A 15,251-nucleotide genomic window follows, 5' to 3' on the forward strand; every position below is an offset into this window, starting at 1 on the left:
CGTTGGCGGGAGGTGGGGCCGGCGAGGCCCCGAAGCACCTAGCGCTTGCGTGCCAGCGTCATGCCATTCGAGAAATGCAGCAGCACCATGTCGATGCCGTCGCAGCCGTGGATGTGCATGTTTTCCGGATGGCCGTCGCGGGCCATGTCGACGATCGCCGGATGATCGCCTTCCTGCGGGCCGGTGGCCACCCGGCCGAAGGCCAGCGTGTCGTCAACGACGATCAGGCCGCCGGAACGCACCAGTTGCAGGCATTTGTTGAAATGATCGATGCCGTCGTTCTTGTCGGCGTCGATGAAGGCGAGGTCGAACGTGCCGGCCTTGCCCTGCGCGATCAGCGAGTCGAGGCTTGCGTTGGCGTCGCCGATCATCGTGTCGATCCGGTCTTCCACGCCGCCCGCCTTCCAGAATGTCCGCGCGGCGTTCACATAGTCCTCGGAGATGTCGAGGGTGGTGATCTTTCCGCCCTCCGGCAGCACCATGGCCATGGCCATGGTGGAATAGCCGGTGAAAGTGCCGATCTCGAGGATGTTTCGGGCGCCCATGATCTGCGCCAGGATCTGCAACAGCGCGGCCTGCTCGGGCGAAAGCTGCATCAGCGAACGCGCGATCGTGGAGGTATATTCCCGGCATTGCACCATCGCCGGCGTCTCTTTGTACCCCCACCGATCGATATAGGCGCCGAGTTCGTCGGTGAGAGGAATGCCGATGCGGCGAGTCTTCATGGCCGGCTCCGCTATCGTGTAGGATGGAATATTTAGCATACTAAGCGTCATGCTCGCAGGCAGGTCAAGTCAATTCCGGGGGCGGCGCAGCGTGCGGAGACGATTTTGGTACCGCCTTTTCCAGACACGAATGCGGGCCGGTTTACGCGCGCGCGCAGCGGGTGATCGGCAGGCCGCGCGCGTGACGGGCCGATCGCCGAATCTGCCGGAAAACGTAGCGTCGGGGCGAAGAGCAGGGTTATCGGGCCGATCCGGCCCCTCCGGGCGCGCCGTTTCGCGTCGCTATAATTAGTTATTATACTATTAGTTCGTCATATCGCAGGAAAACAGCCGAAAATTTCAATTTTGGTGCGGTATTTTAGAATTGCGTTCGAGGCCATTTCGGTTTCAAATTCGCGTAAGACGCGTGACAGGGATCTCGCTGATACGGGGGCGTGGCAAGCGGTTTCGGGAGGAGCTTCGCCCGGACATCAATCGGGGAAGGCGGCGGCGTGTCCGTCCGCACATAGGGGGGTTAGACATGATCATTCGTGGGTCGCATCGTGCTTTGATGCTGGGAATCCTGGCCGGCGCCTCGTCGCTCGCCACCTCTACCGCGCTCCATGCCCAGACGGTGCCGGCGGCGCCGGAAGCGGCGCCAGCGCCGGCGGCCGGGAACGACACCGAGATCGTCGTCACCGCGCTCAAGCGCGCCACCAGCATCCAGCAGACACCGCTCGCCATCTCGGCGGTCAGCGCCGAGACGCTGACCAAGCAGAACATCACGGATTCGAGCGCGCTGACCCGCGTCTCGCCGGGCCTTCAGATCAACGAGAATTCCAACGGCGGCAGCCGCGTCATCATCCGTAACCTCTATGCCACGGGCGAGGCGCTGGTCGGCATCTATTACGACGACGTTCCGCTGAGCGGCACGGGCGGCGTCTCGAACGACGCGGGCGGCACGCAGCCGAACCTGCGGCTGTTCGACGTCGAGCGCGCGGAAGTGCTGCGCGGCCCGCAGGGCACGCTCTATGGCGCCAGCTCGATGGGCGGCACGCTGCGCATTATCTTCAACAAGCCCAAGCTGGACCGTTACGAGGGCGCGATTGACGGGCAGCTCAACACCTCGGCGGAGAGCAACGGCAGCCTGGGCCGGCAGGTCAACGGCATGGTCAACGTGCCGGTCATCAGCGACGTGCTCGGCGTCCGCGCCGTCGGTTATTACGATCGCTCGGCTGGCTATATCGACAACAGCCTGCTCGGCATGCGCAACATCAATGCGAACAAGAGCTACGGCGGCCGCGTCACCGCGCGGTTCAAGCCGGCCGACAACATCACGCTCGACCTGATGGCGGTCTATCAGAACCGCAAGGGCGTCGGGACGAGCTGGAACTATACCGAATATCAGCTGACCGGGAAGAAATACGATCAGCCGCTGCTGATGCAGCAGCCGCAGGAAGACAGGATGAAGCTGTTTTCCGGCACCATGAACTGGGACATGGATTTCGCCACGCTGACGGTGGCGGCTTCCTATACCGACCGCCTTCTCCAGTATAAGTTCGACTACACGCCATATTTCTCGAAATGGCAGTCGGTCAACAATACCCGCGGGCTGGTCGCTCCTTATGCCGGCGCCGGCACGGCAATTCCGGGTTACAATGCTTTCCTGAACGACTGTAATACCGGGTATGTCGTGGGGACGACCTGCAACGGCGCCGGATATCAGCAACTGGTCAACGGCTACGGCAACAGCACCACTTATCAGCCGCAATCGAACAAGACTTCCACCGAGGAAGTTCGCCTTGCTGATGACCGTAATGCCTTCAAGTGGACGGTTGGCTTCTATCACAGCTATCGCAAGAACTTCACCGAATCCATCCTGAGCCCGGCCGATCCGGTCACCGGTATCCAGCTCTATCCGGTCGGATATCCGTCCGGCAGCACCTATGTCGTCGGCGTGGACAATGTCGGCCTCGACCGCACCATCGACGACCGGCTCGAGCAGATCGCGGGCTTCGCCGAAGGCACGTGGGACATCACCAGCAAGCTCAGCGTGACCGGCGGCATCCGCTATTTCAACTACAAGAAGCGCACGACGTCCGCTGTCATCATCCCGAGCTATATCGCCGGCAACAGCCGTCAGGCGCCGCTGACCACCGGCGGCAACGAGCACGGCACGCTGCTGAAGTTCAGCGCCAACTACAAGTTCAACCGCGACGTGATGTTCTATGCGTCGGCGACGCAGGGATATCGTCCGGGCGGCGTGAACCAGACGCTGGGCCTGCCGAGCTATGCCGCGATCTACAGCTCCGATTCGGTGTGGAATTACGAAGCCGGCCTGAAGACATCGTGGTTCGATCGCAAGGTCGTGCTGAACGTCGATGCGTTCCGCATGGACTGGACCAACATGCAGGTCTCGGCGAGCTACAACAACGCCTTCGGATTCATCACCAACAGCTCCAGCCCCGCGCGGATCCAGGGCATCGAGTTCGACACGGGCTTCTATCCGCTCGATCGCCTGTCGCTGAAGGTGTCGGGCAGCTATATCGATGCCAAGCTGAAGGGCGACCAGTCGCTGCCCAATGGCATCACGCCGTGCCCGGTTCCCTATGACGGCACGCTTGGCTGCGCGACGATCAGCGCGGGCAAGTCGGGCGATCCGATCCCTTATTCGCCGAAGTGGACGCTGCAGACGAGCGTGGATTACAGCACGCCGATCAGCGACGATCTGGAGATCATCTACCACGGTGACCTCAGCTATCGCAGCAGCGCGCTGACCACCTACAACCTGCCGCGCTATGCCACCGCCTATCCGAACGGCCCGGCCGGGACCGCCGGGGGCGCGGCGCTCTATACGCTGCCGGGCTTCGCCACGGTCGGCCTGCGGTTCGGGCTGGAGAAGGATCAGGGCCTCTGGGGCGTCTATCTGTTCGCCAACAACCTGTTCAACACGATCGGCCTCACCAGCCTGACGAACGGGCAGGCCAGCGCCACCCAGCTCGGCTGGCGGTACAACGGCACGATCATCCGTCCCAACTATGTCGTCTCCACCGCGCCGCGTGTCGTCGGGGTGCAGTTCATGGCCAAGTTCCGCTAATCGAACGGGGGTAAGTCCGATATGAAGACTGGTATCCTGCGCGGCTGCGCTGTCGCCGCGCTGGTCGCTGGCGTCCTCGGCGGGGGTTCTGCCTCCGCCAAGGATGTCGTCATCCACGCCGGCAAGCTGATCGACGGCGTCTCCGCGACGCCCCGGACGCAGGTGTCGATCTTGATCCGCGACGACCGCATCACCGGCGTCCAGAGCGGCTTCGTCACCCCCGCCGGCGCCGAGGTGATCGACCTCTCGTCCAAGACGGTGCTGCCCGGCTTCATCGAATGCCACGATCACATCTCGTCGAACGGCGATCGCCGCCCGCTCAACCGTTTCACCCAGACCACCGGTGACGCGACGATCGCCGCCGTCGCCAATGCGCGGCGCGAGATCGAGGAAGGGTTCACCACGGTTCGCGATCTCGGCTCGGACGGGATTTCCGCCCCGGCGGTGATCCGCGCGATCGCCGCCAGGCAGATCGTCGGCCCGCGCTACTGGACGGCATTGCAGGCGATGGGGCCGACCGGCGGCCATTCCGATCGCCAGAACGGCCTCAGCCCCGCGGTCTCGATCGCCGGGCGCGACGCGGCGATCATCGACGGGCCGGAAGACGCGGTGGTCAAGGTGCGCCAGCACCGCCGCGACGGCGCGACCGTCATCAAGATCATGCCGTCGGGCGGCGTCGGCTCGATCGGCGACGATCCCAATCACATGACGATGACCGACGCCGAGATGAAGGCGGCGATCGACACCGCGCACGAGCTGGGGCTGAAGGTCGCCGCCCATGCGCACGGCAAGCAGGCGATCGACCACGCGATCCTCGCCGGTGTCGATTCGATCGAGCACGGCACCTATTCGGACGCAGAAAGCTACAAGCTGATGAAGGAGCACGGCACGTTCCTGGTGCCGACCCTGCTCGTCGCCGACGCGATCTACCAGAACGCCGTCAAGCATCCCGAGACGCTGCCGCCGACCGTGGCGGACAAGGCCATCGCGGTGACGCCGGTGATGATCGGCAATGCTGGCCGCGCCTACAAGGCCGGCGTCAAGATCGCGTTCGGCACCGATCAGGGCGCCACGTCGGATCGCAACAAGGCGGAGGAATTCGCGCTGCTGGTCAAGGCCGGGCTGACGCCGATGGATGCGATCTTCACCGCCACCCGCAACGCCGCCGAGCTGATCGGCACGCCGCAGGACATCGGCTCGGTCCAGACCGGGCGCTATGCCGATATCGTCGCGGTGGAGGGCGATCCGCTCGCCGACATCACCACGCTCCAGCGCGTCGAGTTCGTCATGAAGGGCGGCGAGGTACTCAAGAACGGCGGAAGGATGACGCGATGAGCATTGCGAGGAAGATGACCGGGGCGCTGCTCGGCGCCTGCGCGCTGCTGGCGATGACGTCGCCGGCGATGGCGAAGGACGTGGTCGTCCACGCCGGCACGCTGATCGACGGCGTTTCCGCGACGCCCCGGCGGCAGGTGTCGATCCTGATCCACGACGATCGCATCACCGGCATCCAGAACGGCTTCGTCACCCCGGCCGGCGCCGAGGTGATCGACCTCTCGTCCAAGACGGTGCTGCCCGGCTTCATCGACGTGCACGACCATATCTCGATGGATGCGGACTGGGGCGTGCTGGGCCGCTTCACGCGCAACGACGGCGATGCGGTGATTACCGGCATCCGCAATGCCGAGCGCGATATCGACCAGGGCTTCACGGCGGTCCGCGATTGCGGTTCCGGCGGCATCGAGGCACCGGCGCTCAAGCGCGCGATCGCCGCGAAGCAGGTGATCGGGCCGCGCATCTGGACGGCGATGCAACCGCTGTCGGCCACCGGTGGCCATTCCGATCCGCAGAACGGCATGCAGCCCGGCGTCCATTTCGACGGCCGGGAGCTGTCGATCATCGACGGGCCCGAGGATGCCGTTTACAAGGTGCGCCAGCACCGCCGCGACGGCGCCGATCTCATCAAGATCATGCCGTCGGGCGGCGTGGCCTCGATCGGCGACGATCCCAACCACATGACGATGACCGACGCGGAGATGAAGGCCGTCACCGATACGGCGCATTCGCTCGGCCTCAAGGTCGCCGCCCACGTCCACGGCAACAAGGCGATCAACCACGCGATCGAGGCGGGGGTCGATTCGATCGAGCACGGCACCTATGCCGACGCCACCAGCTACAAGCTGATGAAGGAGCACGGCACGTTCCTGGTGCCCACGCTGCTCGTCGCCGACTGGATCTACCAGACCGCCGTCAAGACGCCGGAGAAGCTGCCGCCGACCGTGCCGGAAAAGGCCATCGCGGTGACGCCGACGATGATCGGCAACGCCGGCCGCGCCTATAAGGCCGGCGTGAAGATCGCGCTCGGCACCGACCTGACCGGCCTGGGCAACCGCAACAAGGCGGAGGAGTTCGCGCTGCTGGTGAAGGCCGGGCTGACGCCGATGGATGCGATCTTCGCGGGCACCCGCAACGCCGCCGAACTGATAGGCGCGTCGCAGGATATCGGCTCGGTGCAGACCGGACGCTTTGCCGATATCGTCGCGGTGGACGGCGATCCGCTCGCCGATATCACCAAGCTCCAGCATGTCGCCTTCGTGATGAAGGGCGGCGACGTGCTGAAGAAGGACGGCAAGGTCAATGTGCTGAACTAGGGCCTGGCCGTCCGGCTCGACCCTACGAAGGAGGCGGGGAGCAAATCGGCGCGTTGCGTCGCGCGGCTGCTCCCTGCCTCCTTTCCTATCGGGCCGACATGGTGCTTGGCGCATCCGCACCGAGGCGCGTCTTTCGCGGCTGAAACGGCCGCGACAATTGGTCGCAAAGTCGCCTTGTTCCTGAAACTCCGCGCAATATCGCGGAGAAGCAACGGTGCTTTTCCTCGAACGCCGCCCGGCCCCTCGCCGGCGGCGATGTTCGAGGAGTAATAGCATGTACCAGTATCTTTCCGCCCCGCTCGCGGGCTTCGCGCTGCTGGCCGCGCTTGCCGCCGCGACGCCGGCGGCCGCGCAGGATGCGGCGGCTTTCCAGGGGCCGCGCGTCGAGGCGACGGTCGGGCTGGACCAGCTTCGTTTCGACCTGTCGAATATCGGCAGCGCGGGCCGCGCCAAGGCGAGCGACGTCGGCTTCGGCTTCGCGCTCGGCTATGACAAGGCGGTGTCGCCCAACATGGTGATCGGCGCGGAGGCGGGGATGAATTTCTCCGACGTATCCTATGCCGACGATGCGCTGCGCAGCCGGCGCGAGTTCGACTTCTCCGGCCGGATCGGCACGCCGGTCACGCATAATGCACTGCTCTACGGCAAGGTCGGCTATTCGAACCTGCAAGTGCGCGAGGTGGATCAACTGCGCAATCTCGACGGGCTGCTGCTCGGCGCCGGCGCGGAGGTGAAGGTGTCGCCAGTCGCTTATCTCAAGAGCGAATATCGCTATGTCACTTATGGCGACGGCTATTCGACCAACGGCATCCTGACCGGCGTCGGCCTGCGCTTCTGACGCCGCCGCGTGGGGCGGTAGGGGATCGCCCCTACCGCTTCGCGATCGCCGAGAGCGTGGTGCCGGCGGTGATCTGCTCCAAGTCGGTCCTGACGTGGAGCAGGCGGACGCCGCGCCCGGCGATCGCGCGGTCCAGCGCGGGGGCGAAGTCCTCCGTCCGCGTCACCGTCTCGCTCCACGCGCCGTAAGCGCGCGCCAGTGCCGCGAAATCGGGGTTGGCGAGCCGCGTGGCGGAGACGCGGCCGGGATATTCGCGCTCCTGATGCATGCGGATCGTGCCGTATGCGCCGTTGTCGACGAGGATCACCAGCATGCCGCAGCCGTGCTGCACGGCGGTCGCCAGTTCCTGCCCGTTCATCAGGAAATCGCCGTCGCCCGCCAGCGCCACCACCGCGCGATCCGGATGGCGCAGCGACGCGGCCACCGCCGCCGGCACGCCATAGCCCATCGCCCCGGCGGTCGGCGCGAGCTGCGTTCCCGGCCCGGCGTAGCGCCAGTAGCGGTGCCACCAGCCGGAGAAATTGCCCGCGCCGTTGCAGATGATCGTATCCGCCGGCAGCCGCTCACGCATCGCCCCCACGCACGGCCCGAGGTCCATCGCCACGCCGTCGCGCGGGCGCGGGGTCGACCAGTCGAGATAGTCGCCGTGCGCCGCCGCCGCATCGGGCCGCGCGGGCGCGTCGATCGCCGCCACCGCCGCCGCGAACGCCGCCATCGAGGCGCAGATCGCGAGGTCGGTGGCATAGGTCATGCCCAGCTCGTCGGCATCCGGGTGGACGTGGACGAGCCGCTGGCCGGGATGATCCGGCGTGACGAGCGTATAGCCGTCGGTGGTCGCCTCCCCCAGCCGCGCGCCGACGACGAGGAGCAGGTCCGCCGCCTTCACCCGCGCGACCAGCTTCGGATTGGGGCCATAGCCGAGGTTGCCGGCATAAGCGGGGGTGTCGTTGGGCACCGCGTCCTGCCGGCGGAAGGCGGCGACCACCGGGATGCCGGAGCGATCGGCCCATGCCGCGAAGTCGCGCGCCGCGTCATGGTCCCAGCCAGCGCCGCCGATGATCGCGACCGGGCGCTCGGCGGCGGCGAGCAAATCCGCCAGCCGGTCGATCGCCGCCGGATCGGCCGCCTGCGCGACGCGCTCGACGCGCGGCCGGTCGGCCGCCTCCACCATGTCGAGCAGCATGTCCTCAGGCAGCGCCAGCACCACCGGGCCGGGCCTGCCGTTCATCGCCACCGCATAGGCGCGCGCGACATATTCCGGGATGCGCCGCGCGTCGTCGATCCGCGCCGCCCATTTGGCGAGGGGAGCGAACATCGCCTCGAAATTGATCTCCTGGAACGCCTCGCGGTCGCGCGTGCCGCGATCGACGTCGCCGACGAACAGGATCATCGGCTGGCTGTCCTGCATCGCAACATGCACCCCGATCGAGGCGTTGGTCGCGCCCGGCCCGCGCGTGACGAAGGCGATGCCGGGCCGGTGCGTCAGCGCGCCGTCCGCGCAGGCCATGAAGGCGACCCCACCCTCCTGCCGGCAGGTGACGACCTCGATCGCCGGCGTGTCGACCAGTGCGTCGAGCACCGCCAGGAAACTCTCCCCCGGCACGGTGAAGATACGCTCGCAGCCTTGCGCCACGAGCTGGTCGACGAGGATGCGTCCTCCGGTGCGGTTCCTGCTCTCCATCCGTGTCATCTAGAGGGGAAGGGCGGCTATTGCCAAGCCGCGCGCGCTGGATGATCGTGGCCGCGAAACATGCAAAAGGAGAGCGGCGGCGTGAGCGATTTCACCCTGGTAGCGGACGGCCTGCGTTTCCCCGAGGGGCCGGTGGTGATGCCCGACGGCAGCATCATCCTGGTCGAGATCGAGGCCGGACGCATCACCCGCGTCACGCCCGACGGCCGCAAGCACACCGTCGCCGAGCCGGGCGGCGGCCCCAACGGCCTCGCGATGGGGCCGGACGGGATGCTCTATTGCTGCAACAACGGCGGGTTCGAATATCTCGAGGCGGGCGGCATCCTCGCGCCGCACGGCATCGCGAAGGATTATTCCGGCGGCCGGATCGAGCGGATCGACCCCGCCACCGGCAAGGTCGAGGTGCTCTACAAATCGGGCGATTTCGGCTGCGTGCTGCGCGGGCCGAACGACATCGTGTTCGATGCGCACGGCGGCTTCTGGTTCACCGACCACGGCAAGGTCGATTATGCGAAACGCTGCCACGACATCGTCGGCATCTTCTACGCGAAGGCGGACGGCAGCCATCTGGAGGAGGTGATCTTCCCGTCGAACAACCCCAACGGTTGCGGCCTCTCGCCGGACGGCAGGACGCTCTATGCCGCCGAGACCTATACCTGCCGGCTGATGAGCTTCAACGTGACCGCGCCGGGCAAGGTCGCGCCGGATGCGGGGCCGGGCGGGCCGGGAATCCCGCTCTATCGCCCCGCCGGCTACAAATTCTTCGATTCGCTGGCGGTGGAAGCGTGCGGAAACGTCTGCGTCGCGACGATCGGCGAAAGCGGGATCAGCGTGATCTCGCCGGCCGGCGAGCTGGTGGAATTCGTCGCGACCGACGACATCTTCACCACCAACATCTGCTTCGGCGGCGCGGACATGATGGATGCGTGGATCACGCTTTCCGGTACCGGCCGGCTGGTGAGGACGCGCTGGAAGCGTCCCGGCCTCAAGCTGGAATATTGATCGTTGCGCGCGCGGCATGGCGAGACGCACGCGGTCGACCGCATCGGCTGGCTGCGCGCGGCGGTGCTGGGGGCGAATGACGGCATCCTTTCCGTCTCCAGCATCATCGTCGGCGTCGCGGCGGCGCGGCCCGGCGTGGCGGCGATCCTGCTCGCCGGGCTGGCGGGGCTGGTCGCGGGGGCGATGTCGATGGCGGCGGGCGAGTTCGTTTCGGTCAGCAGCCAGGCCGATGCCGAGGATGCCGACCGCGCGAAGGAGGCCGCCGAGCTGGCGAACAACCCGGACGGCGAGCATCGCGAGCTGGTCGCGATCTACCGCGCGCGCGGGCTGGACGAGGCGCTGGCGGAGCAGGTCGCGACCCAGCTTTCCGCGCATGACGCGCTCACCGCGCACCTGCGCGACGAACTGGGGCTGACGGAGGCGGCCGCCGCGCGTCCGGTGCAGGCGGCGCTCGCCTCGGCCGGCAGCTTCTTCGCCGGCGGCGCCGCGCCGATGCTGACGGTGCTGCTGGCGCCGGCCGTGACGCTGGTGTGGTCGGTGCCGGCGGTGGCGCTGCTGCTGCTCGCGGTGCTGGGCGCGATCGGCGCGCGGGCTGGCAGCGCGAGCGCGGCGCGGGGCGCCCTGCGCGTCACCTTCTGGGGCGCGCTGGCGATGCTGGTGACCTATGTCATCGGCGACCTCGTGGGCACGACTTTGTAGCGACGGGGCTTGCGCGACGGCGCGCGGCGCGGCACGGATTGTGGCGATGAAGCGCGATACAGTGATCTTCGATTTCGGCGGGGTGGTCACGTCGTCCCCGTTCGAGGCGTTCAACCGGCTGGAGCGGGCGCGCGGCCTGCCGCGGGATTTCATCCGTAAGGTCAATCAGCTTTCGCCGGACGACAATGCCTGGGCGCGGTTCGAGCGCGCGGAGATCGATTCCGCCGGCTTCGACGCGGCCTTCGCGGAGGAGGCCAAGGCGCTTGGCCATGAGCTGCGCGGCGAGGACGTGCTGGCGGTGCTGGCCGGAGACATTCGCCCGCGCATGGTGCACGCGCTCGACTGGCTGAAGCGGCAGGGCTACCACCTCGGCTGCATCACCAACAACGTGCCGTCGGGCGAAGGCGCCGGGATGGAGCGCAGCGGCGAGCGCGCACGGGCGGTGAGCGAGGTGCTCGTCCGCTTCGACTGCGTGATCGAATCGAGCAAGGTCGGCATCCGCAAGCCCGATCCGCGCATCTACCAGATGATGCTCGCGCATTTCTCCAAGCCGGCGGCGGCGTGCATCTATCTCGACGACCTCGGCATCAACTGCAAGCCGGCGGCCGAGCTGGGGATGCACGCGATCAAGGTCAGCGACGAGGACCAGGCGCTGGGCGAGCTGGCCGATGTGCTGGGCGTGGAGCGCGGCCTGTTCTGACTCCGCGTGTCGCGGTTCGCGGGGCAAAGCTGAACCGCTATTCGGCTTCGCTTGCGGCGGCGTTCGTCCGGGGCTAATCGCCGGGCCGGACGAAGGAGAGTCACCCGCCGATGAAGAAGCTCTACCCCGACGCCGCGGCCGCGCTGGACGGCATATTGTTCGATGGCATGACGATCTGCGCGGGCGGCTTCGGCCTGTGCGGCATCCCCGAGCGGCTGATCGACGCGCTGCTCGCGGCGGGCACGAAGAACCTCACCATCGCCAGCAACAACGCCGGGATCGACGGCGAGGGGCTGGGCAAGCTGCTCCGCACGCGGCAGGTGAAGAAGATGATCTCGTCCTATGTCGGCGAGAACAAGGAGTTCGAGCGCCAGTATCTCGCGGGCGAGCTTGAGGTGGAATTCTGCCCGCAGGGCACGCTCGCCGAGCGCTGCCGCGCGGGCGGCGCGGGCATCCCCGGCTTCTACACGAAGACCGGTGTCGGCACGCAGGTCGCTGAGGGCAAGGAAGTCAAGACGTTCGACGGCGAGGACTATATCCTCGAGCGCGGCATCCGCGCCGACCTCTCGATCATCAAGGGCTGGAAGGCGGACGAGGCGGGCAACCTGATCTTCCGCAAGACGGCGCGCAATTTCAACCAGCCGATGGCGACCGCCGGCAAGATCTGCATCGCCGAGGTGGAGGAGATCGTGCCGGTCGGCAGCCTCGGCGCGGATAATATCCACCTGCCCGGCATCTATGTGAACCGGCTGATCGTGGGGGCGCCCTACGACAAGAAGATCGAGTTCCGAACCACCCGCCAGCGGGAGAATGCGTGATGGCGTGGAGCCGTGACGAAATGGCGGCGCGCGCCGCGAAGGAATTGCAGGACGGCTTCTACGTCAACCTCGGCATCGGCATCCCCACGCTGGTGGCGAACCATATCCCGGCGGGCGTCGAGGTGACGCTCCAGTCGGAGAACGGGATGCTCGGCATCGGGCCGTTCCCCTATGACGATGAGGTTGACCCGGACCTCATCAACGCCGGCAAGCAGACGATCAGCGAATTGCCGCAATCGGTGTATTTCGGCTCGGACCAGAGCTTCGCGATGATCCGTGGCGGGCATATCGACCTCACCGTGCTCGGCGCGATGGAAGTGGCCGAGACGGGGGACATCGCGAACTGGATGATTCCCGGCAAGATGATCAAGGGCATGGGCGGCGCGATGGATCTCGTCGCCGGCGTCAAGAAGATCATCGTCGTGATGGAGCATACCAGCAAGAACGGCGACCCGAAGTTCATTCCGGCCTGCACGCTGCCGCTGACGGGCAGGAACGTGGTCGACATGATCATCACCGATCTCGCGGTGTTCCAGCGCCCCGACCACAATTCGCCGTTCCGCCTGATCGAGACCGCCAACGGCGTCACGGCGGAGGAAGTCGCCGCCAAGACGACGGCCCATTACGTGGCCTGACGCTATAGGCCCCTCCTCCTGAGGGGAGGGGCTATTTGAGGCGCGGGCGCAATTTTCTTGCCGGAATGATGCGAAAACTAGGGTTTCGCGAAAGGGCGCTTTGGGTCTAATGCGCTCGCATCATGGCAACTCGTCCCCTCACGCTCTACGAAAAGGTCTGGAACGCGCATGTCGTCGAACGGCGCGACGACGGCACCTGCCTCATCTACATCGACCGCCACCTCGTTCATGAGGTGACCAGCCCGCAGGCGTTCGAGGGGCTTCGCGCCGCCGGGCGCAAGGTGCGCCGGCCGGACCTGACGCTGGCCGTGCCGGACCATAACCTGCCGACCACCGCGCGCGTAGACGCCGACGGCAACGAGCTGCCGATCGCCGACCCGGAAAGCGCGACCCAGCTTGCCGCGCTGCGCCGCAATGTCGCGGAGTTCGGCGTCCCCTATATCGACGCGCTCGCGCCCGCGCAGGGCATCGTCCATGTCGTCGGGCCGGAACAGGGCTTCACCCTGCCGGGGACGACGATGGTGTGCGGCGACAGCCACACCTCCGCGCACGGCGCGCTCGGCGCGCTGGCGTTCGGCATCGGCACCAGCGAGGTGGAGCATGTGCTCGCCACGCAGACCTTGCTGCTCGCCCAGTCGAAGACGATGGAGGTGCGGGTCGACGGCACGCTCGGCTTCGGCGTCAGCCCGAAGGACGTGATCCTCGCGATCATCGGCAAGATCGGCGCGGCGGGCGGCACCGGCCATGTCATCGAATATACCGGCGAGGTGATCCGCGCCATGTCGCTGGAGGGGCGGCTGACGGTCGCCAACATGTCGATCGAGGGCGGCGCGCGCGCCGGCATGATCGCGCCGGACGATATCACCTTCGCCTATCTCAAGGGCCGCCCGATGGCCCCCGCCGGCGCGGACTGGGACAAAGCGGTGGAATGGTGGCGCTCGCTCGCCACCGATCCCGGCGCGACCTATGACAAGCGCGTCGTGCTGGCGGCGAGCGACATCGCGCCGGGGCTGACATGGGGCACCAGCCCGGAGGATGTCGTGCCGATCACCGGCGTCGTGCCGGACCCGGAAAGCTTCGCCGATCCCTCGAAGCAGGCGGCGGCGGCCAGGTCGCTCGATTACATGGGCCTGACGCCGGGGATGCGGATGCAGGACGTGGCGATCCAGCACGTCTTCATCGGATCGTGCACCAATAGCCGGATCGAGGACCTGCGCGCGGCCGCCGCCGTCGCCGACGGGCGGCGCGTGGCGGACGGGGTGCGGGCGCTGGTCGTCCCCGGCTCGGGGCTGGTGAAGCGGCAGGCCGAGGCCGAGGGGCTGGACCGTATCTTCGCCGCCGCCGGGTTCGAATGGCGCGAGCCGGGCTGCTCGATGTGCCTCGCGATGAACCCGGACAAGGTGCCGGCGGGCGAGCGCTGCGCCTCCACCAGCAACCGCAATTTCGTCGGGCGGCAGGGGCCGGGCGCGCGGACGCATCTGGTGTCGCCGGCGATGGCGGCGGCGGCGGCGGTGGAAGGGCGGCTCGCCGATGTGCGCGAATTGATGCGATAAATAGAGCGGATGAGAGGGGAATGGCGATGAAGAAGGTGCTGCTGCTGCTGGTTGCCGGATCGCTGCTCAGTGGCGTCGCCGCTTATGCCGCGATCGCCAAGTCGGTCGTCGTGACGAAGGAACGGACGGCGCGCTGATCTGCGCGCGCCAGAGGAGTATTGAGATGGAAGCCGTGACGAGCGTTTCCGGCCGCGCCTATCCGTGGGGCCAGAAGAACGTCGATACCGATGTGATCATCCCGGCGCATTGGCTCAAGACGATCACCCGCGCCGGGCTGGGGCGCGGCGCGTTCGAGACGGTGCGCGCGGTGTCGGGCAATCTGTTCGACGATCCCGAATATGCCGGCAGTCCGATCCTGATCGCGGGCGACAATTTCGGCTGCGGCTCCAGCCGCGAGCATGCCGCCTGGGCGCTCGGCGATCTCGGCATCAAGGCGGTGATCGCGCCGAGCTTCTCCGACATCTTCTCCGGCAACGCCTTCAAGAACGGCATCGTCACGGTGGTGCTGCCGCAGGAGGCGGTCGACCGGCTGATCGAGGTGGCCAAGACTGACCCCATCTCGATCGACCTAGAGCATATGACGGTGACGACGCCGTTCCAGGATCGGTTCGAATTCTCGCTCGATCCGTTCCGCCGGCAGTGCCTGATGCACGGACTGGACGAAATCGGCCTGACGCTGGAGCGCGACACGGCGATTTCGCGCTACGAAGGCGAGATCGACGCGAGCCGCCCGTGGGTGAGCCGCCGGGCGGCGTAGCCCGGCCGCTAAACCCTCTGGACGCGCCGCTTCCCGCGCTGCAAGGGGATACCGTCAATTCTAAAACCGCGCGCGCGTCGGCTTTGGCGCGCGCTGACGGGAGGGAA

At 66.9% G+C, this 15,251-nt stretch carries 13 protein-coding genes; 11 read left to right on the top strand and 2 right to left on the bottom strand.

The annotated features are described in order from the left end of the window. Positions 1-38 precede the first annotated feature (38 nt). Positions 39-776 carry an O-methyltransferase gene (locus tag F9288_RS07435; RefSeq protein WP_368076220.1) on the bottom strand — a complete coding sequence of 246 codons (738 nt, stop codon included), beginning with the start codon at positions 774-776 and terminating at the stop codon, positions 39-41. 499 nt (positions 777-1,275) lie between these two features. On the opposite strand from F9288_RS07435, the gene F9288_RS07440 reads away from it, so the two are divergent. The 4 genes from F9288_RS07440 (at position 1,276) to F9288_RS07455 (ending at position 7,290) form a co-directional block, all read left to right on the top strand. After that, entirely contained in the window at positions 1,276-3,801 is a 2,526-nt protein-coding gene (locus tag F9288_RS07440) for a TonB-dependent receptor (protein ID WP_174836038.1), read from the top strand. Positions 3,802-3,822: 21 nt separating this feature from the next. Further along, positions 3,823-5,136, top strand: coding sequence for an amidohydrolase family protein (locus F9288_RS07445; RefSeq protein ID WP_174836039.1), 1,314 nt, complete (start codon positions 3,823-3,825; stop codon positions 5,134-5,136). Then, a complete protein-coding gene (locus F9288_RS07450; RefSeq protein WP_174836040.1) occupies positions 5,133-6,452 on the top strand; it encodes an amidohydrolase family protein in 1,320 nt (439 codons plus the stop codon). The genes F9288_RS07445 and F9288_RS07450 overlap by 4 nt, the downstream gene beginning before the upstream one ends. Positions 6,453-6,726: 274 nt before the next feature. Then, positions 6,727-7,290 carry an outer membrane protein gene (locus F9288_RS07455; RefSeq protein ID WP_174836041.1) on the top strand — a complete coding sequence of 188 codons (564 nt, stop codon included), beginning with the start codon at positions 6,727-6,729 and terminating at the stop codon, positions 7,288-7,290. 31 nt (positions 7,291-7,321) lie between these two features. On the opposite strand, the gene F9288_RS07460 is transcribed toward F9288_RS07455, so the two are convergent. Further along, positions 7,322-8,971: a thiamine pyrophosphate-binding protein gene (locus F9288_RS07460; RefSeq protein ID WP_174836042.1), complete on the bottom strand. Its 1,650-nt coding sequence runs from the start codon at positions 8,969-8,971 to the stop codon at positions 7,322-7,324. 69 nt (positions 8,972-9,040) lie between these two features. On the opposite strand from F9288_RS07460, the gene F9288_RS07465 reads away from it, so the two are divergent. The 7 genes from F9288_RS07465 to leuD all read left to right on the top strand — a co-directional run bounded on the left by F9288_RS07465 (position 9,041) and on the right by leuD (position 15,144). Beyond that, entirely contained in the window at positions 9,041-9,982 is a 942-nt protein-coding gene (locus F9288_RS07465) for an SMP-30/gluconolactonase/LRE family protein (protein ID WP_174836043.1), read from the top strand. A 3-nt stretch (positions 9,983-9,985) separates the two neighbouring features. After that, entirely contained in the window at positions 9,986-10,681 is a 696-nt protein-coding gene (locus F9288_RS07470; protein WP_174836044.1) for a VIT family protein, read from the top strand. A gap of 46 nt (positions 10,682-10,727) precedes the next feature. Beyond that, on the top strand, positions 10,728-11,381 hold the full coding sequence (locus tag F9288_RS07475) for an HAD-IA family hydrolase (RefSeq protein WP_174836045.1): 654 nt from the start codon (positions 10,728-10,730) through the stop codon (positions 11,379-11,381). Positions 11,382-11,491: 110 nt separating this feature from the next. Further along, on the top strand, positions 11,492-12,199 hold the full coding sequence (locus F9288_RS07480; RefSeq protein ID WP_174836046.1) for a CoA transferase subunit A: 708 nt from the start codon (positions 11,492-11,494) through the stop codon (positions 12,197-12,199). Next, the gene (locus F9288_RS07485; RefSeq protein WP_174836047.1) at positions 12,199-12,834 is read left to right on the top strand and encodes a 3-oxoacid CoA-transferase subunit B; all 636 of its coding nucleotides are present in this window, start codon (positions 12,199-12,201) and stop codon (positions 12,832-12,834) included. The genes F9288_RS07480 and F9288_RS07485 overlap by 1 nt, the downstream gene beginning before the upstream one ends. A 122-nt stretch (positions 12,835-12,956) precedes the next feature. Continuing rightward, a complete protein-coding gene (gene leuC / locus F9288_RS07490; RefSeq protein ID WP_174836048.1) occupies positions 12,957-14,387 on the top strand; it encodes a 3-isopropylmalate dehydratase large subunit in 1,431 nt (476 codons plus the stop codon). Between the two features lie 163 nt (positions 14,388-14,550). After that, positions 14,551-15,144 (top strand): 3-isopropylmalate dehydratase small subunit, encoded by a 594-nt coding sequence (gene leuD / locus F9288_RS07495; RefSeq protein WP_174836049.1) that lies wholly within the window; start codon positions 14,551-14,553, stop codon positions 15,142-15,144. Positions 15,145-15,251: the final 107 nt, after the last annotated feature.

The organism is Sphingomonas sp. CL5.1, assembly GCF_013344685.1.
In the GTDB taxonomy this organism is placed as follows: Bacteria; Pseudomonadota; Alphaproteobacteria; order Sphingomonadales; family Sphingomonadaceae; genus Sphingomonas.

What these genes read in the sequence shown, in the direction of transcription:
- F9288_RS07435 (WP_368076220.1), bottom strand. Translation starts at nt 776, where the DNA reads ATGACGCTTAGTATGCTAAATATTCCATCCTACACGATAGCGGAGCCG.
- F9288_RS07440 (WP_174836038.1), top strand. Translation starts at nt 1,276, where the DNA reads ATGCTGGGAATCCTGGCCGGCGCCTCGTCGCTCGCCACCTCTACCGCG.
- F9288_RS07445 (WP_174836039.1), top strand. Translation starts at nt 3,823, where the DNA reads ATGAAGACTGGTATCCTGCGCGGCTGCGCTGTCGCCGCGCTGGTCGCT.
- F9288_RS07450 (WP_174836040.1), top strand. Translation starts at nt 5,133, where the DNA reads ATGAGCATTGCGAGGAAGATGACCGGGGCGCTGCTCGGCGCCTGCGCG.
- F9288_RS07455 (WP_174836041.1), top strand. Translation starts at nt 6,727, where the DNA reads ATGTACCAGTATCTTTCCGCCCCGCTCGCGGGCTTCGCGCTGCTGGCC.
- F9288_RS07460 (WP_174836042.1), bottom strand. Translation starts at nt 8,971, where the DNA reads ATGGAGAGCAGGAACCGCACCGGAGGACGCATCCTCGTCGACCAGCTC.
- F9288_RS07465 (WP_174836043.1), top strand. Translation starts at nt 9,041, where the DNA reads ATGCAAAAGGAGAGCGGCGGCGTGAGCGATTTCACCCTGGTAGCGGAC.
- F9288_RS07475 (WP_174836045.1), top strand. Translation starts at nt 10,728, where the DNA reads ATGAAGCGCGATACAGTGATCTTCGATTTCGGCGGGGTGGTCACGTCG.
- F9288_RS07480 (WP_174836046.1), top strand. Translation starts at nt 11,492, where the DNA reads ATGAAGAAGCTCTACCCCGACGCCGCGGCCGCGCTGGACGGCATATTG.
- F9288_RS07485 (WP_174836047.1), top strand. Translation starts at nt 12,199, where the DNA reads ATGGCGTGGAGCCGTGACGAAATGGCGGCGCGCGCCGCGAAGGAATTG.
- leuC (WP_174836048.1), top strand. Translation starts at nt 12,957, where the DNA reads ATGGCAACTCGTCCCCTCACGCTCTACGAAAAGGTCTGGAACGCGCAT.
- leuD (WP_174836049.1), top strand. Translation starts at nt 14,551, where the DNA reads ATGGAAGCCGTGACGAGCGTTTCCGGCCGCGCCTATCCGTGGGGCCAG.